Below are 18,631 nucleotides of genomic sequence, written 5' to 3' on the forward strand. Positions count from 1 at the left end.
CGCCTGCCCGCCAAACGTATCACCCGCTCTCAATTTCGGAGGATTAATCATGAATCGTCGGGACTTTCTTCACTGGCGGCGGGCACCGCGGCGCTGTCCCAACGTGCAATCGATGAAAGTGGGATTCCGGCGGAATTCTGGGAGGCGCTGCAGAGAGAAAAATTGACCTCCGAGAATGCGCCGGTGCCCGCCTGACCCAACAAAGCTGGTAATTACTACCCCCGCCGCTCCCACGAATCAATTACCAATCAGTAAGGAGATTCAATATGAAACGAATGTTATTTGCGGCGTTGATTGCCGCAGCCCTCAACGGCCTGCCGGCTTTGGCCCAGGAACCAGTGACCGCGGCAAGTAACGCGGACGAGCTGTTCACCAGCCCCGACCCCAAACTCCACGCCAACAAACAGGTGGCCTATCGCATCATCAAGGATTTGCTCGAAGCCGGTCATTGGGATATGGCCGATCAACTGCTATCGGAGGAATATATCCAGCACAACCCGAATGCGGCCAGCGGACGGGATGCCGTCGTCGGGTATTTCACCCAAGTCCTGAAAGTAAAGCCGAAGCCCATCCCGGAAAAGCTGAGCATGCCGATCACCTCGGTTACCGCCGAGGGTGACCTGGTTGTCGTCACCTATCCTCGCGTGGTCAAAGATCCCAAACATCCTAAGGGTGAATACACAACGACCTGGTTCGATATGTGGCGGATCGTCGACGGCAAGGCGGTCGAACACTGGGACCCCGCACTGGTCGGCGAGGCGCCCGACCTACAGTAGTGCCACCCCTGAATCACCCGGGCGTAGCCGCGTTTCCCTGGGCTCGCCCGTTTCCAGAACATCATCAACCTGAAGAGAAACTGATATGAAACTGTATTTTTCACCTGGAGCCTGCTCCCTTGCGCCCCATATCGCCCTCCGTGAGGCAGAGCTGGACGTCGAGCTTATCCGTGTTGACCTGGCCAGCCACCAGTTGGATGACGGCAGCGACTACTATCAAATCAACAGTAAAGGCGCTGTCCCCATGTTCGAACTGGATAACGGTGAACGCCTGACCGAGGGGGTTGCCATTATGCAGTATATTGCCGATCTGGTACCCCAGAAGAACCTGGCACCAGCCAACGGCACCTTTGCGCGTAGCCGTTTGCACGAAAACCTGAACTTTATCGCCACGGAAATTCACAAAACTTGGGGCGTACGCTTTAACCCCAAAGCGGACCCGGTCAGTAAAGGGGTTTATGCCGATCGTCTGTTGCAGCAGTACAGCTCCATGAACCAGAGATTTTCTGAAGACGAATGGTTACTGGGAAAAAATTATAGTGTCGCGGATATGTATCTCTTCGTGACCACCTTTTGGAGCAATTTTCTGCCCCTCGACCTGTCAGAATTCAACCATCTCAACAGTTTCATTGAGAGAATGAGTCAGCGCCCCGCCGTTCAGGCAGCCATGAAGGCTGAAGGGTTGATCTAACGCGGACAACCGGCCGCCGCACCCCATGCTCTGGATTTCAGTAAATTGGCCAAGCACGGCGTTAAAAACGGTCGACATCAGGCATTGAACATTCCGGACAATACCGGCGCCCCTGTTCAGTACGCCGGCTCAACTACGGGCCCTGATTACAACGAAAAAGGCTCACCTTTTCAGGTCACATGGAGCGTTCTCCCCAAAATAGCCAAAGTCAATGCTGAAACCATCGGCGAGTGGTGCAAAGAAAACACCTTTAATGAAGATCATGCGCATGGCGTAAGAAGCCTCGTCATCAACCCAGAGCTTCTGTCAGCAATCCATCGATAATCTTTACAAAACAGCAATCCTACCGTTTTGTCACTGCCAAGGAGGGCCGTGGAGAGCGTACAGCGACGTATTCTCAGCGTGTCCCGCCAAAAAAGCCCCCGGCAGCAGGGCCGCCACCGGCCTCTCTTCCTGAAAGGAAGCAGCCACCTTCCAGATAACTTTTGATTTTGCCCGCCCAACTGTTACAGAATTATTGAAATTTCAAGAATTCCCGGCTCCGCCAAAAATAAATAAATTTTTGTCCCCTTTTCCTCTCCATTCCCCTCTTAGCTGGCTGTCTAAGGACGCAAATAATCACCGCCAGAAGAATCCATCGGGGGAAAGATGACACTGTCCATGTACCGCAAGAAAACCCTACCCGCACTGATCGGCGCCGTTACTTTCGGCACCGCCATTTCTCCGGCCACTGCCCAGGAAAACCTCGGGGAGCTGGAGGAGATAGTGGTTACCGGCAGCTACAGCCGGAGCCTGCAGTCGGCCATCGATACCAAGCGCAATGCGCCCAGCGTTACCGACGCCATTATCGCCGAGGATATCGGCCAGTTCCCCGCACAGAATATCGCCGAGGCGCTGCAACGGGTGACCGGGGTCTCCATCGTGCGCGATCGCGGCGAGGGGGTTTACGTTCGCGTGCGCGGCCTGGGTTCCAACTTCCAGGTGACCACCCTGAATGGCCGCACTATGGCGGTCAATGAAAATGTGCGCACCTCCGGTCAGTTCGGTCGCCAGTTCCGCTTCGATACCCTGCCCGCGGAGCTGGTCTCCGCGGTGGAGGTGATCAAGAGCCCCACCGCCGCGCTGGACGAGGGCGCCATCGGCGGCACGGTGAATGTGAAAACCTTTCGCCCGCTGGACCTGGGGGAGACCAAGTTCACCGCCTCCGGCCGCGCCAGCCACGCGGAGCTGGCCGAGGAGACCGATCCGCGCCTCTCCGGGCTGGCAAACTGGGTCAATGCCGACGGCACCTTCGGTCTGCTGGTCTCCAGTGCCTACGCCGAGCGCAGCCTGCGCCAGGACCGGGCGATCAATTTCGGCTGGACCGAAGTGCCCGAGTGTATAGACACCAATGGCGACGGCACCCGTGACAGCGGCCCCGTGATCACCCCAGGCGGCATCCGCCCGACCCTGGAACTGGAGGACCGCGAGCGACTGGGCCTGTCCACCGCACTGCAGTGGCGTCCCAACGACACCCTGGATATCAACCTGGATATTCTCTACGTGGACCAGGAGGTGCAGTACGACGAATTCACCTACAGCGCCGACTACGACTACGAGGACCTGGTGCCCGGCTCCGCGGTGATCCGCGACGGTGCCCTGGTGGGCGGCACCACCCGGGACGGTGCCGTGCAGATCGGCCGCGAGAGTTCCGGTATCCACGACGAGAACCTGGCCATCGGCCTCAACGCCGAATGGCAACTGGACCAGTGGACCCTCTCCAGCGACCTATTCCACTCCACCGCCGACAGCGAGGACGCCGACCCGATCCGCCGCACCCGCTTCCGGGTCACCAGCGGCATCGGCTTCGATTTCCTGTTCCCTAAAGTGGACGGCGACTCGGTGCCCAGCATCAACTACACCGAAGTGGACCTGAACGATCCCGCCCAATGGCCCGGCCGCCGCCTGGAGTGGCGCACTATACGCGCGGAGGACGAGGAGCAGTCGATCCAGTTGGATGCCAGCCGCGAAATCAATTTCGCCGGCTTCAGCGAATTCGCCACCGGCGTCAAGCTGCGCGAGCGCTCGCGGGACTATTTCCGCCGCGACCTGCGGCTCACCGATGGTATCGAGGGGATCACCTTCGACGAGAGCTACTTTACCGGTTTTCCGGTGAGTGATTTTCTCGGCGACGCCTCCGGCAACCTGCCCCAGGAGTGGCTGGTACCCGATGAATCCCGTTTCTGGAGCGACTATCCCAGCTCGGAAGACCTGGCTGCGGAGCTCACCGCCGGCGACCGACGCAATTCCTACCGAATCGAGGAAAGCATCCGCTCCGCCTACGCCATGCTGAATATGGACAGCCAGTTGGGCGAAATGCCCCTGCGCGGTAATATCGGCGTGCGCGTGGCGCAAACGGAGCAGGTTTCCTCCGGTCACGCCAACGTCGACGGCGAGGCCACTCCGGTGCGCTTTTCCAACGACTACACCGACGTGCTGCCGTCGTTGAACTTCGCGCTGGATATCCGCGACAACCTGGTCAGCCGCGTCGCCGCCGCCAAGGTGATCACCCGCCCGGACCTGCAGGATATGGCGCCGCGCCTGACCTTCAACTCCGGCGATATCCTCACCGCCAGCGGCGGCAACCCCAACCTGGAGCCCTTCGAGGCCTGGCAGTACGACGCCACCCTGGAGTGGTACCCCCGGGAGGGCACAGCATTAACCGCCGGGATTTTCTACAAGGATATCTCCACCTTTATCCAGACCCAGGTCTCCGACCTGGAATTCAATGGCGAGGTCTATCGACTCACCTCCAAGGTGAACGGCTCAAACGCGGATGTCTCCGGCCTGGAACTGGCCTATCAACAGGTCTTCCACCACCTGCCCGCGCCTTTCAACGGCCTCGGCGTGCAGGCCAACTACACCTACACCGACTCCAATGCAGTGTACGTGGACGGCGACGAGCGCATCGAGGGCGAGCTGGAGGATGTGGCCAAGAACAGCTACAACCTGACGGCGTTTTACGAAAGAGACGGCTTGGCCCTGCGCTTCAGCTACAGTTGGCGCGACGGCGTACTCAACCAGATCGGCACCAACAGCCTGGCCACCGAGAACAACGCCGAGTTCGGCTCACTGGACTTCAGTGCCTCCTATGATATAAACGATGCAGTTTCCGTGTTTATGGAAGGCATCAATATCACCAACGAAGTGCAGCAGCTGTTTGTGGACGACGACGAGTTCCGCAGCTACACCGATTACGGCCGCACTTTCGTACTGGGCGCGCGGATTAATTACTGATTAATTGTCTTTCGCCCTTGTTGTAGGAGCGGTCCGGCCGGGAGCGGCCCATGGCCGCGATCAGCCTGTGACATAAACCACCTCCGATCGCGGCCATGGGCCGCTCCTACAGGTCTCTGCTTTTTTGTATTGGGAGAACCGACCATGACTCTTTCCCGCCGGCACTTCCTGCGCAACGCGGGCGCCGCCGCACTGGCCTTCGGCGGCCTCTCCAGTTTTTCCGCCCTTGCCCAGGTGTACGCGGTGGACCCAAAGCGTGGCGTGGACCGTTTCGGACAGCTCTACCGGGACCCGGACGGCATCCTCAATCTGCCGCAGGGGTTCAGTTACAAAATTATTTCCCGCAGCGGCGATATGATGTCCGACGGGCTCACCACCCCCAGCGCCCCGGACGGCATGGCCGCCTTCCCGGTGCCCGGAAAAAAAGACCAGTGCCTGCTGGTGCGCAACCACGAACTGGACTCCGTGGGTGAGGAAATCGGCCCTTTTCAAACCAATTCATCCCGGGCAAAAACCGCCGGCAAAAAAGCCTACGATTTTTATGGGGACCTGCCGGTCAACGGCGGCACCAGTACCCTGCTCTACAGCCACAAAACCGGCCGCGTGGAGCGCTCCCATTTAAGCCTGCTGGGAACCACCCGCAACTGCGCCGGCGGCGCCACCCCCTGGGGCTCCTGGCTCAGCTGCGAAGAGAGCCTGGCCGGCCCCGGGGAGGGATTCGGCCGCGAACACGGCTATATTTTCGAAGTGCCCGCAATCGCCGAAGGATTGGTGGAGCCGGTGCCACTGAAGGAAATGGGCCGCTTCGTGCACGAGGCGGCCGCGGTGGACAGCAGCAACGACATCGTCTACCTCACCGAGGATTTCGATCACGCGCTTTTCTATCGCTTTCTCCCCGCCCAGCCGGGTGAATTGGTAAAGGGCGGCAAATTGCAGGCTCTGGTGATCCGCGACTGGCCGCGGGCGCTCACCCGCAACTGGACCGAGGACGCGGACAACCCCGACGCCCGCACAGTGGAAATCGGCCAGCGTTTCAGCTGCGAGTGGATGGACCTGGAGGATGTCACTTCCCCGGATGGCGACCTGAGCCTGCGCGGCGCGGCAAAGGGCGCGGCGCGCTTCTGTCGCTGCGAGGGCGTGGCTTTCGCCACGCGTGCGGACGGCGGCCGGGAGATTTTCTTCGCCGCCACCGGCGGCGGCCCCAAGCATATCGGGCAAATATGGCGCTACCGCCCCGGCAGCCACGAGGGCAGCGGCAACGAAACCCCGGGAGAACTGGAACTGGTCTACGAGACCCGCGATCGGGCGCTGATGGAATCCTGCGACAACCTGGCCATAGCGCCCTGGGGCGACCTGATTATCTGCGAGGACAGCTATTCCGACAGCCCGGACATGGTCAACTATATCCGCGGACTGACGCCGCAGGGAAAACTCTACACCCTGGCCATGAACGCCCACCCGGACAAGGGAGAATTCTGCGGCGCCTGCTTCTCGCCGGATGGCTCCACCCTGTTCGTGAATATCCAAAGGCCCGGCATGACGCTGGCGATTACCGGGCCATGGGGAAATTTACGCGCATAAGCAGCGAAAAGCCCCCCTGTAGGAGCGGCCGTTGGCCGCGATCGGCCTGTGATATTAACCACCGCCGATCGCGGCCAACGGCCGCTCCTACGGGATGGGAAAACAGAAATTTTTTCAGTCACCCAATTGCCAAAATAAATTCATCGGCGCAGCTGTCCCCCCGGCGCCACCTGAAGTCTCTTCCGTATACCTGCAATTCGCAGGCACCACATGCTCATGCAAAGGAGAAAAACCGTGAAAAGAACCTGGGGAATATTCGCCGCGCTGGCACTCAGCAGCCAGGCACTGGCAGACGGGCAGCTCAGCGTACTGACCTACAATGTGGCAGGCCTGCCGGATGCCTTCAGCTCCGGCAGCCCGGCCACCAACACTGTAAAAATCAGCCCGCTGCTCAACGATTACGATATCGTGCTGGTGCAGGAGGACTTCAGCTACCACAGTGACCTGGTGAGCCAGGTGCAACACACTTACCAATCGCCCCACTCCGGCGATATTGCCTTCGGCGACGGCATGAACCGCTTCGCATTTGCCGGGGTCACCGACTTCAGCCGCACAAAATGGAACGACTGCTACGGCGTCTTCGACAGTGGCAGCGACTGCCTCACCCCCAAGGGATTCTCTTTTTCCCGTATGTTCCTTAACGGCGGCGCCATCGTGGACGTGTACAACCTCCACGCCGATGCCAACACCGACGACAACTCCAACAGCGCCCGCGCCAGCAACCTGTTGCAGCTGCTGGAGGCCGTCCAAACCCGTTCCCGGGGCCACGCGGTCATCGTCGCCGGCGACACCAACTCCCGCTATACGCGCGCGCCGGACAAGCTGCACGAATTTATCGCCGCCGGTTTCACCGATGTGTGGGTGGAGCAGTCCCGCGGCGGTATCTATCCGCAGAATGGCGACCCGGCACTGCTGGACTGCGCGGACAAGAACAGCGGCAATTGTGAGCGGGTGGATAAAATTCTCTACCGCAGCGGTCCGGCGGTGACCCTGTCCCTCAGCGATGCCCATGTGCCCTCACACTTTGTCGACGAAGCGGGCGAGGAACTCTCCGACCACGATCCGGTGGCCGCCCATTTCAATTATTCGGTCGCGGAAGGTTTCCACCTGACCGGCACTCTCGGCGGTCCCCACGGGAATTTCTTCAATGACCTGGCAATCCTCAGCGACAGCGGCTACCCGGCGCCCACCGCTATAGGTCTGCGCGCGGGACGCCGCGTGGACCGGCTGGCATTCAGTTACGCCGACGGGCAACAGCTGGGCCATGGCGGCTCTGGCGGCACCCCGCAAACACTGACGCTGGCGCAGGGTGAATACCTGGACACCGTCACTGCTTGCCAGGAAAAATACAACGGTCATACGCGTATTTTCTATCTGGCGCTGGAGACCAATCTGGGTAACAGCATTTCCGGCGGCAGCTACAAAGGCTATTGCGAGACTTTCACCGCCCCCGGGGGCAAGGGCTTTGTCGGCGCCTACGGCCGTTCCGGGAACGAGTTGGACAAGGTCGGTTTTATCGCGAGGGATTTTTAATCCGGATGATTGATGGGCACGCTGCGCTTTGCCCATCCTACGAAACTTCACCTGTAGGAGCCTGCTTGCAGGCGAACCGCTACGAAGCACTGATCTTTTCGCCTGCAAGCAGGCTCCTACAAAGCACCCTGTAGGGTGCGCCGCGCGCACCGAGTTGCTCTCGGAAATGCAAGGCTAGAATTAAAAACTGGCCTTGACTCCAGCGATCAGAGTGCGCCCGTAATAGCTGTAACCGGCAAACTCCCCACCGGCCACGGACTCCCGCTCCGCCGCGCCGGTGAGGTTAATCCCCTCGGCGAAAAATCGGATTTTTTCACCGAGACCGATGGACAACTGGGCATCGAGGGTACCGTAGGGCTCGCTGTTCTGCGACGCCTGGTTGTAGCTGCCCACCTGCTTCAACACCCGGTCGCGCCAGTTGTAGTGCAGGCGGACACCAAAAGCGGGAGTTTCGTAAAAAACTCCCAGGTTGAGAGTTCTCGGGGCCACGTCCGCCAGTTCGTCCTTTACCGTGTCGTCGGCTTCCCGGTATTCGGCCCGCGAATCCGTCAGCGCAAAGTTGGCCTGGATTCCCAGCCCGTCCCAGGGCGCCGGCAGCTGTTCAAACAGTTGCTGGTAGTCCAGCTCCAGCCCGCTTACCCGGGCGCTGCCGCCATTGCTCCTGGTGGTTAATTCGTAGTCCTCGCCGCCGATGGAAACAACCGAAGTATCCGTGTGGATAAAGCCTTCCAGCTCGGTGTGGAAGAACCCCAGGCTCAGCAGGCTGTGGGGGGTAAAATACCATTCAAAGGCGGCGTCGTACTGCCGCCCGGTCACCGCCCGCAACGCAGGGTTTCCACCCACCGCCGTGAGTTCGTCGCCGGAGTTCAGGGTCAGCCGGGGGGCGAGGTCCTGCAAATCCGGACGATTGATCACCCGCGCCGCCGACAGTCGCCAGATGCGCGCGCTGTCCAGCTCGAAAGCGAGATTCACAGATGGCAACAGAATTCCGCTGCCGCGGTCAAAACGCACCGGATCCACATCGCCGCCGGGACCCGGCCAGTGGCCCAGCGCGCGCCGGGCGCTGCGGACATACCTCAGCCCCAGGTTGCCCCGCCAGGGCTGGGTGTCGAAATTGGCCTGAAGGTAGACCGCGCGGCTTCTCTCCGCCACCTCATAGGAATTGAGCTGGTCATCCGCAGTGGGGCCGGCAGCTGTCAGGGCACTGGTGTCCACCGACCGCCAGAAGCGCGCCTCGTCGGGCACCAGCCACTGCCGGGGCAGGCCGCCATTGCTGCTCTCCAGAAAATCCCCTACCGGCAACGGCTGATAATAGGCTGCAGAAAAAAACTCGCCGGCAATTCCCCCGGTGACAATCGCATCCCGACGCCGGTAGTCCCGCGCACGGCTGCGCCATTGAATACCCCCCTCGATGCTCTCGAAAAAATCCCCCGTAAAATTACGCACCGCGCTGAGATCGACGGTCGCGCTGTCATCACCGGCGTTGATCCGCCGCCACTCCAGCCGCCGCCCGGGAAAGGCATCCGGATCTGTCAGCGACAGGTTCCGGTACTCGATACGGGGCAGCGCCGAGCCGACGCTCCGGGGATACCAGAAACTGAAGGCCACATCTTCTTCCCGACGCAGGCGGGTGCGTATTATAGGATCGCTGTTGTAACTGCGGGCGCGGGAGAAGGCTCCACCAGCGCGGTAGTGCCAGCCGTTCCGATCCTGTTCGAAATTGAAATCCAGCGCCTGCAGCCGGTCGGCGAGACCGGCGGACTCGCGGCTTATCTGCACCGAACCGCGTTCGGTCTCGCCGCCGATCAGGGCGCCGTCACGCCAGCGCAAACTATCCGCTTCGAGAAATTCCGGGGCGTAGTCGGCGCTGTAGCTGAATTCCCGGTAGGCAGTATCCCGGCGCAGGTCCAGCAGGTTGATATCCAACTGCGTTGCCCCTCGGGACCGCCATTGCACGGCAGCGGTAAGCCCCAGACGCTCGCTCTCCTCCAGCTCCAGGGTGGGGCGCACGCCTCCCGGTGAAATGGCTCCGCCCTCCAATTCGGTCCAGCGAAAATTGAGCGCGCGGTCCTGGCGTAGGCTGCGCTCTGTATAGGCGGCACCCAGCAACAGCCCCAGACTCCCATCGGTATTCACCCAGGAGCCCAGTGCCGAAAAACGCGGATCGCTCTCGGCGGACAACGGCGAATAACTGGCGGCCGCGCTGCCGCGGAGCATGGTGCAGCCCCCATCTAATGAACTGTCCAGGGGCCTGAAGGTGTTCAGATTGACACTGCCACCGATGGCCCCCGCGGTGTCGGCGGCGGTGGTGGATTTCCGTACCTCGACGCCCGCCACCAGCTCTGAGGGCAAAATACTGTAATGAAAACGCCGCCCGTACTGCTCGGAAGTGCGCACATTTTCATTGCTGGCCAGCGGCCGGCCGTTGAGCGTCAGTTCGTTGAACTGGGTGGGCAGGCCGCGCAGGCTGACAAACAATGCCTCGCCGCGGTCGCGCACCACGGAGACACCTGCGCTGTAGTTGATCGCCTCGGCGACATTCAGTGCCGGGAACCGGCCCATATCCTCCGCGAGGACAACATCCAGGCGCCGGTTTGCCGCGCGCTTCCGCCCGGCAGCCACGCCCAGGGCACTCCGATAATTCCCGGTTACCTGGATTTCCTCGATGCTGTCGGAAAAGCTGACCTTCGGCTCTGAGGCGGAAGGTTGCACCCGCGGCGCAACCAGCCAGCTCTGCCCGAGTTGCTCGGCGGCGAGCGGCGTGCCCGCCAGCAGCAACCGCAATGCCTCTCCATCGGTGAATTCCCCATCCAGCGCCGGCGCGCGCATTCCCCTCACCTGCCGCGGATCAAACACTACGGCCTGCGCGACGATTCGCGAATATTCCGCCAGGGACTCCGCCAGCGGCCGGGCCGGCAGGGAAAAATAGCGACTAACCTCGGCGCCCGCAGCCGCCGGCAATTGCAGGAAAATGCACAGGATTATTCGAATGGCCAGAGTGCGCGGATATCCCATGGCCTCCCCTGCCCCCGGCTTATTCCGGCGAATACCGCACCAGAATCCGGCCGTCCCGCCGCTCCACCTCCAGTGGATAAAGGCGGCTGAGCAGAGCCAGGTTGGCTTCCGTGTCCTTCAGGCGAAAACGCCCGGCAACCCGCAGCCCGGCCAGCCGGGTGTCCGCCAACTCAATCGGCTCCGGGCTGTGTCGGGCGAACCGCTCCAGCAGATAGGCGAGGGATTCGTCGCGGATCTCAATCCAGCCGGAGCGCCAGTCCACAACGCGTTTCAGGTCCACCGATTCGGCCGGAGAAATGCCCCGGCGGTCGATGCGCACGCGATTGCCGGCGCGCAACACCAGGGGCTCCGCCCCGGCGTTCGCGCGCACTTCGACGGCGCCCTCGTGGACGATGACATCGGTGCCGGCGGAGGATTTTTCGATATTGAATTCGGTGCCCAGGGCCACCACGCTGGCGCTGCCGATACGCACCTCGAAGGGACGCCGTTTGTCGCCGGCGACGGCGAAGTAAGCCGCACCGCGCACCAGTTTCACCCGGCGCCGCCGCTCTTCCAGGCGCACCTCCAGCTCGCTCGCCGCGGCCATTTCCAGCACCGAGCCGTCTTCGAGTTCGAACTGGCGCAGTTCCGCCACCGGTGTTTGCAAGTGCACAGGCGGCGCGACACCGCCCTCTCCCCCCTCGGGCTGCCAGAGCAGAACCGCCACCAGCAGGCAGGCGGCGGCCGCCAGGGCCCCACCCCAGTGGAGCGGGCGGCGCCTGCTCGCGGTTCCGGGCAATCCTGCCCTGCGCGCCGCTTCGGCGAGCGCCGGGTCGCACCAGGTCTGCAGCATCCGATCCATCGCTGCCGCGCGGCGCGCATCGCCGTTGAGCCAGTTTTCGAAACGGCGCGCAGTCACGGTATCAGGCTTTTCGCCGGACAGCCGCTCCAGCCACTCCGCCGCATCGGAGTAAATCATTTCCAGCTCCACCTGCCTGCCCACTGTCAGACCTCCCTGTCCAGCATGCGCTGCAGATCGCACAGGGCGCGGCTGATATGTTTCTTCACCGCTTCCTCACTGATCCCCAGTTCCCGGGCGATGGTCGCGCGGCTGTCACCGTGCAGTCGTCGGCGGACAAATACGGAGCGGCGCAGGGGCGGCATGGATTCCAGTGCACGGGTCAACAGCGCCACGCGCTGGGCGCGGCTGGCGCTCTCCTCCGGCGAGGGGCCGGGACAGGCCAGTTCACGCTCGTCGTCGTAGCTGGGCGCGGGGCGATTGATAATCAGATTGCGCGCCACCCGGATGGCGTAGGCCACCGGGTTGTGGATGGGCTGCTCGCGCGCCTGCTCCAGCACGCGGGCGATGGACTCCTGGTAAAAATCCGCCGCCTCGCTGGCATCCGCGGCGTGGCGGCTGAGATAGCGTTTGATGCGGGGACTGCCCTCGACCAGTTCCCGGCAGAGCGCCTCCTGTGGGACATTCAACTCAGGCATGCTCGAACTTCGCAGAGGTTCAGGCACCGGAGTTTAGCGCGGCAATGTTACAGTTTGGTGGAGAAGCAGTTCAGGCGAAGCCTCAGGCCGACACCCGCTGCTCCCCGCGCAGCTTGCTCACATCCGCCCGCGGCGGCGCGCCGAACATGCGGCTGTACTCGCGGCTGAAATGGGACGGGCTCTCGTAGCCCACCCGATAGCTGGCGGAGGCCGCCTCAAGCCCCTCGGCCAGCATCAGCCGGCGCGCTTCGTGCAGGCGCAGTTTTTTCTGGAACTGCAACGGCGACATGCGCGTGACCTGCTTGAAACTGTGGTACAGGGACGACTCGCTCATATTGGCCTCCCCCGCCAGGTCGCGAATGCGCAGCGGCTCGGAGAAGCGGTCTTTGAGCAGGGCGATCACCCGCGAGATGCGGTTGGCCTGGCTGTCCGCCACGGCGAACTTGCGCATGCGCGCACCCATCTCGCCCATCAGCGCGCGGTAGAGGATTTCCCGGCGCGCCAGCGGCGCCAGTATCGGCGCATCCGCGGGGGTCTCCAGCAACCCCACCAAACGGTTTACCGCCTCCAGCATGCCAAGATCCATTTGCGCGACGCACAGGCCGCAGGAGATTTCCGGGCAGGTGAACGCCGGGTCGAGTTCCGGGGCCTTGTCCCCCAGGTCCAGCACCAGGTCGGTCACCTCCTGCGGGTCCACCACCAACTTCACCGCCAGGTAGGGCTCCTCGGGGGAAGCCTCCACCACCTGCGCCACCACTGGCAGGTGCACCGAAGAGGCCAGGTAGCTCGGGGAGCCGTAGGAGATTTCCTTGTCGCCCAGTTGCAGGGTTTTGCTGCCCTGCACGATAAAGCCCAGGCAGGGTTCGTATACCGAAGAGGTACAACTGGTCGCGGTATCGGAGCGGATCAACCCCACTCCGTCCAGGGTCGAATACTGCATTCCCTGCTCCGGCGTCCACTGCTGTATTCTGTGCGCGAGCTTCCTGCGCACCGCCTCGATATCCGCTTCCCCCGCGCCGACTTGCCTGTGCTCCACAGCCATAACCAACTCCTCACCGCCCGGTCATCACCGGGCATTTGCCAACCATACCGGCGGCCAGTATACGGAGTTTTGGGCAACCCTCTTAGACTTTTGCAGAATTAGGCAATTACCCTGCAGCAATGTGCAATCCATCTGTATCCCGCCAACTATTGGTGCGCTTGGGTTTCACGCGCACAGCTTTGCAACAATTGCGCAACCAGGTGCCAGCCCAACTCAACCCGGCAAAGCCTCTCAATATCGCAAAACAGGATTAGGCAATCACCGCACAGTAACCGGATACCGCCCCACCCCCCTTCACCGGTATGGTTACCGTCCATCAGGAGAGAAGCCCCTTTCCACTCTTCCGTAACCCAGGGAGTTAATTTTGTTATGGCAAGAATTCTGCAAACCACTTTTCTTGTTCTGGCTGCAACCGCGCTGGCGGCATGCGGTGCCGATAAGCAGGGCGCCCGACAGGCGCCGCCACCGGTGGTGGAAGTCGCCGAAGTGCTGGCCGAGCCGGCCACGCTCTGGAACGATTTCACCGGCCGCGTGGCCGCGCCGGAAACGGTGGAGCTGAGGCCCCGGGTCAGCGGCTATATCGAGCAGGTCGCCTTCACCGAGGGTGAACTGGTGCAGCGCGGCGATCTGCTGTTTTCCATCGATCCCCGCCCCTATCGCGCCCGCGAGCGCGCGGCGCAGGCGGAACTGGCCAGTGCGCGCAGCCAGCTGACCCTGGCCCGGAGCCAGGCGGAGCGCGCTCAACAGCTGCTGAAAAGCCGCGCGATTTCCCGCGACGAATTCGATCGGCGCAACGCCACGCGGGATTCCGCCAAGGCGGCGGTGGATGCCGCCGAAGCCGCGCTGGAAAATGCCCGTCTGGATCTGCAGTACACCCAGGTCAAGGCGCCGATCAGCGGCCGGGTCGGGCGCGCCTTTATCACCCGCGGCAACCTGGCCAGCGCAGACCAGACACTCCTGACCACGCTGGTTTCAGTCGACCCCATGTATGTCTATTTCGAGAGCGACCAACAGACCTTTGTTGCCAGCCGCAGCTTTTTCACCCCCGAGCAACATCCGGAGGTACGGGTGGGGCTGGCCGGGGAGCCGGGCTTTCCCCACCGCGGGCAGCTGGATTTTATCGACAACCGCCTGAACAGCCACACCGGCACCATACAGTTTCGCGCCGTGATCCCGAACCCCACCGGCACCTTCAAGCCCGGTCAATTCGCCCGCGTACAGATGCCCACGGAGCAGTTGAGCCGTGCGGTGCTGGTGAACCGAAAGGCGGTGCTCACCGACCAGGACCGCCGCTTCGTGTATGTGGTGGACGGGGAAAACCGCGTGGTCCGCCGCGAAGTGGAAGCCGGGCCGCAGATGGATGAACTGGTGGTGATCCGCCACGGCCTGGATTCCGGCGAGCGGATAGTCGTCAACGGCCTGCAGAAAATCTTCGCCGCCGGTGTGCAGGTGGAGCCGCAGCTGGTGCAGATGCGCGAGCAGGATCCCGACCGGCTGCTCGCCGCGCGCTGATCACCAAACACTCTTCCTGTAGGAGCGGCCCATGGCCGCGATCGGACTCCGAGCGAGAACCCGATCGCGGCCATGGGCCGCTCCTACAAAAACAGATTCAAGTTTCAAAATTTAGTGCGATACCCCAATGCCGCACTTTGGATGATCCTGTATGAATTTTTCCCGTTTCTTCGTCGACCGGCCCATTTTCGCCTCGGTGCTGTCGATCATTATTTTCGTGGTGGGCCTGATCAGTATTCCGCTGCTGCCCGTCAGCGAATACCCGGAGGTGGTGCCGCCCAGCGTAGCGGTCACGGCCAGCTATCCCGGCGCCAACCCGAAAACCATTTCGGAAACCGTCGCCACGCCGTTGGAAGAGGCCATCAACGGTGTGGAGAATATGATCTATATGAAATCCGTCGCCGGCAGCGACGGCACATTGTCGCTCACCGTGACTTTTAAACTGGGCACCGATCCGGACCTGGCCCAGGTACAGGTGCAAAACCGCGTGTCCCAGGCCCTGCCGCGGCTGCCGGAGGATGTACGTCGCCAGGGTGTCACGACACAGAAGCAGTCCCCCAACCTGATGATGGCGGTACATCTGCTGTCGCCGGACGACCGCTTCGATGCCACCTATATCCGCAACTATGCGGTGTTACATATCCGCGATGAACTCGCGCGTATTCCCGGCGTCGGCCAGGCGGGACTGTTCGGTTCCGGCGACTACGCCATGCGCCTGTGGGTGGACCCGCAGAAAGCCGCGGCGCTCAGTGTCACCTCGGCGGATATCGTCAGCGCGGTGCGCGAGCAGAATGTGCAGGTCTCCGCAGGCCAGATCGGCGCCCAACCCATGCCCGGGGAAAACGACTTCCTGATTTCCATCAACGCCAAGGGCCGCCTGGAGAGCGCCGAGGAGTTTGGCGATGTGGTGCTCAAAACCGGCGACGACGGCGAGATCACCCGGTTGCGCGACGTGGCGCGCATAGAGCTGGCCTCTTCGCAGGATGCGCTGCGCGCGCTGCTCAACGGTCGCCAGGCGGTGGCGCTGCCGATTTTCCAGGCGCCCGGTTCCAACTCCCTGGAAGTTTCCCGCGCGGTCCGGGAAAAAATGAACGAACTGGACGAGCAGTTTCCCGAAGGGCTGGACTGGGAGATCGCCTACGACCCTACGGTTTTTGTCAGCACGTCCATCAAGGCGGTGATCAAAACTCTGCTGGAAGCGGTGCTGCTGGTGGTACTAGTGGTGATTCTGTTCTTGCAGACTTGGCGCGCCTCGCTGATTCCACTGCTGGCTGTGCCGGTGTCGATTATCGGCACCTTTGCGGTGCTGCTGGTACTGGGCTTTTCCATCAACACACTGACATTATTCGGCATGGTGCTGGCCATCGGTATCGTGGTGGACGATGCCATAGTGGTGGTGGAAAACGTCGAGCGCAATATCGAGGAAGGGTTGACCCCACTGGCCGCCGCGCACCAGGCGATGCGCGAGGTGAGCGGACCCATTGTCGCCATCAGCCTGGTGCTCTGCGCCGTATTCGTGCCCATGGCGTTCCTCGACGGCGTCATCGGCCAGTTCTATCGTCAGTTCGCCATGGCCATCGCCATTGCCACGGTGATTTCCGCGATCAACTCGCTGACCCTGTCGCCGGCACTGGCGGCGACACTGCTGAAACCCCACGGCGCCGCGCCGGATCTGCCGGCACGGGTTATCGATCGTCTGTTCGGCTGGATCTTCCGTCCGTTCAACCGCTTTTTCCAGCGCAACGCCGAGCGCTACCAGGGAATGGTGGGCCGCAGCCTCAGCCGTCGCGGCCTGGTGTTTGGCCTCTATGCACTGCTACTCGCCGGAACGATATTTATGTTCAACCAGGTCCCCGGCGGCTTTATTCCCACCCAGGACAAAACCTATCTGGTGGGCAGTATCCGGTTGCCGGAGGGCGCCTCGCTGGACCGCACCGAGGAAGTCGCCCGCAGGGTGACCGAGCTTGCGCTGGAAACTGAGGGGGTTTCCCACGCGGCCGGGTTCGTGGGCTTCAACGCGCTGCAGCGCACCAACACGCCGAATGTGGGCACGGTGTTTGTGCTCTTCGACGATTTCAGTGAACGTGATCGCAGCGCGCAGGAAATTGCTGCGGAACTGAATGGCAAACTGGCACAGATCAAAGAGGGCTTCGCCGTCACCTTTATGCCGCCGCCCATCTTCGGCCTCGGTGCCGGTTCCGGCTATTCCCTGTACGTACAGGACCGCACCGGCGCTGGCTACGGCGCGCTGCAGACCGCCACCAACCAATTGGCCGGCGCGCTCAGCCAGTCACCGGGTCTCAGCTACCCGTTCAGTTCCTACCAGGCCAATGTGCCGCAGCTGGATGCGGAGGTGGACCGGTTGCAGGCCAAGGCGCAGGGTGTGCGCCTAGACGATTTGTTCGGCACCCTGCAACTGTATTTTGGATCCCTGTATATCAACGATTTCAATTTATTCGGCCGCACCTACCGGGTCATGGCCCAGGCGGACGCGCCCTTCCGCGATGAAGTGAGCGATATCGACCACCTCTACACCCGCAACGACCGCGGCGAAATGGTGCCCATCAATACCATGGTCACCCTGCGCCAGAGTTTCGGCCCGGACCCGGTGATCCGCTACAACGGCTACCCGGCGGCGGATTTGATCGGCCAGTCGGACCCGGCGATGCTGTCCTCCAGCCAGGCGCTGGCGGCAGTGGAAAAAGTGGCGGAACAGACGCTGCCCGGCGGCATGAATATCCAGTGGACCGACCTGAGCTTCGAACAGGTCACCCAAGGCAATGCGGCCATGCTGGTCTTTCCCCTGGCGCTGCTGCTGGTGTTCCTGGTACTCGCCGCACTCTACGAGAGCTGGGTGCTGCCGCTGGCGGTGATCCTGATCGTGCCCATGTGTATGCTGGCGGCGCTGTTCGGCGTGTGGCTGACCGGCGGCGACAACAACGTGTTCGTACAGGTGGGCCTGGTGGTACTGATGGGGCTGGCGTGCAAGAACGCCATCCTGATCGTTGAGTTCGCCCGCGAGCTGGAAATCAATGACGGATTCGATCCGATGCGCGCGGCCCTGGAAGCCTGCCGTCTGCGCCTGAGGCCGATCATTATGACCTCGGTGGCCTTTATCGCCGGCGTGGTACCGCTGGTACTGGCCAGCGGCGCCGGCGCCGAGGTGCGCAACGCCATGGGCGTGACGGTGTTTACCGGCATGATCGGCGTGACCCTGTTCGGGCTGTTGCTGACGCCGGTTTTCTATGTGGCGCTGCGCAAGCTGGCGGGGCACGGCCGCAGCGCGGGCGAGCCGGCGCGCCTGGAGCAGGCTGTGGTTGCGGTGCAAAACTGAGTGGCAATTTAAAGAATGGGCGGGCCTGCTACCGTGGGCTTCGCATCAAAACCGCCACTTAGAGCCTGTTTGGAGTCTCGCGCGAGGTTCGCCCGGCCGGTATGGACGCCTATTTCCGGGATCGTATGACTCGCGCCATCCCTGGCGCTCGCCCTGCGGGCGCCTTCGGCGTCCAAATCTGCTCCGGCAGATTTGTGAGGCATGGATGCCGATTACGAGTGTACAGGGATTTAAGGGGGCGCCCAGCCCGTGTCCCGGAAAGAGGCATCCATGCCGGCCCTGCGCTGGGATCGAATTTTCGAAGGCGTTAAACAGGCTCTTAGCTGAGCGACGCAGAGTGCGCCGAGCGCACCACATCAGAGCAGATGCGGGCTCCAGAGCCTTTCGGTGCGCAC

The 18,631-nt window shown here is 62.2% G+C and carries 12 protein-coding genes; 8 read left to right on the forward strand and 4 right to left on the reverse strand.

What is annotated here, in order from left to right:
* Positions 1-266: 266 nt before the first annotated feature.
* The 6 genes from PP263_RS11080 (at position 267) to PP263_RS11105 (ending at position 7,857) form a co-directional block, all read left to right on the forward strand.
* Complete coding sequence (locus PP263_RS11080) at positions 267-776, forward strand: nuclear transport factor 2 family protein (RefSeq protein WP_308368510.1); 510 nt, start codon at positions 267-269, stop codon at positions 774-776.
* Between the two features lie 85 nt (positions 777-861).
* Complete coding sequence (gene gstA, locus PP263_RS11085) at positions 862-1,467, forward strand: glutathione transferase GstA (RefSeq protein WP_308368511.1); 606 nt, start codon at positions 862-864, stop codon at positions 1,465-1,467.
* A gap of 30 nt (positions 1,468-1,497) precedes the next feature.
* The gene (locus tag PP263_RS11090; RefSeq protein ID WP_308368603.1) at positions 1,498-1,791 is read left to right on the forward strand and encodes a delta-class carbonic anhydrase; all 294 of its coding nucleotides are present in this window, start codon (positions 1,498-1,500) and stop codon (positions 1,789-1,791) included.
* Between the two features lie 324 nt (positions 1,792-2,115).
* On the forward strand, positions 2,116-4,743 hold the full coding sequence (locus PP263_RS11095; RefSeq protein ID WP_308368512.1) for a TonB-dependent receptor: 2,628 nt from the start codon (positions 2,116-2,118) through the stop codon (positions 4,741-4,743).
* A gap of 144 nt (positions 4,744-4,887) precedes the next feature.
* On the forward strand, positions 4,888-6,324 hold the full coding sequence (locus PP263_RS11100; protein WP_308368513.1) for an alkaline phosphatase PhoX: 1,437 nt from the start codon (positions 4,888-4,890) through the stop codon (positions 6,322-6,324).
* Positions 6,325-6,558: 234 nt separating this feature from the next.
* Positions 6,559-7,857 (forward strand): jacalin-like lectin, encoded by a 1,299-nt coding sequence (locus tag PP263_RS11105; RefSeq protein ID WP_308368514.1) that lies wholly within the window; start codon positions 6,559-6,561, stop codon positions 7,855-7,857.
* 180 nt (positions 7,858-8,037) lie between these two features.
* On the opposite strand, the gene PP263_RS11110 is transcribed toward PP263_RS11105, so the two are convergent.
* The 4 genes from PP263_RS11110 to PP263_RS11125 all read right to left on the reverse strand — a co-directional run bounded on the left by PP263_RS11110 (position 8,038) and on the right by PP263_RS11125 (position 13,390).
* Complete coding sequence (locus tag PP263_RS11110) at positions 8,038-10,872, reverse strand: TonB-dependent receptor (protein ID WP_308368515.1); 2,835 nt, start codon at positions 10,870-10,872, stop codon at positions 8,038-8,040.
* Between the two features lie 19 nt (positions 10,873-10,891).
* Positions 10,892-11,830 (reverse strand): FecR domain-containing protein, encoded by a 939-nt coding sequence (locus PP263_RS11115; protein WP_308368517.1) that lies wholly within the window; start codon positions 11,828-11,830, stop codon positions 10,892-10,894.
* Positions 11,831-11,856: 26 nt separating this feature from the next.
* Positions 11,857-12,348: a sigma-70 family RNA polymerase sigma factor gene (locus tag PP263_RS11120; RefSeq protein ID WP_308368518.1), complete on the reverse strand. Its 492-nt coding sequence runs from the start codon at positions 12,346-12,348 to the stop codon at positions 11,857-11,859.
* Between the two features lie 82 nt (positions 12,349-12,430).
* Positions 12,431-13,390: an AraC family transcriptional regulator gene (locus PP263_RS11125; RefSeq protein WP_308368519.1), complete on the reverse strand. Its 960-nt coding sequence runs from the start codon at positions 13,388-13,390 to the stop codon at positions 12,431-12,433.
* Positions 13,391-13,759: 369 nt separating this feature from the next.
* On the opposite strand from PP263_RS11125, the gene PP263_RS11130 reads away from it, so the two are divergent.
* Both PP263_RS11130 and PP263_RS11135 read left to right on the forward strand, forming a co-directional pair.
* Entirely contained in the window at positions 13,760-14,902 is a 1,143-nt protein-coding gene (locus tag PP263_RS11130) for an efflux RND transporter periplasmic adaptor subunit (RefSeq protein ID WP_308368520.1), read from the forward strand.
* Positions 14,903-15,053: 151 nt separating this feature from the next.
* Positions 15,054-18,236, forward strand: a complete 3,183-nt coding sequence (locus PP263_RS11135; RefSeq protein WP_308368521.1) for a multidrug efflux RND transporter permease subunit — start codon at positions 15,054-15,056, stop codon at positions 18,234-18,236.
* Positions 18,237-18,631: the final 395 nt, after the last annotated feature.

Source organism: Microbulbifer sp. TB1203, from assembly GCF_030997045.1.
GTDB lineage: Bacteria > Pseudomonadota > Gammaproteobacteria > Pseudomonadales > Cellvibrionaceae > Microbulbifer.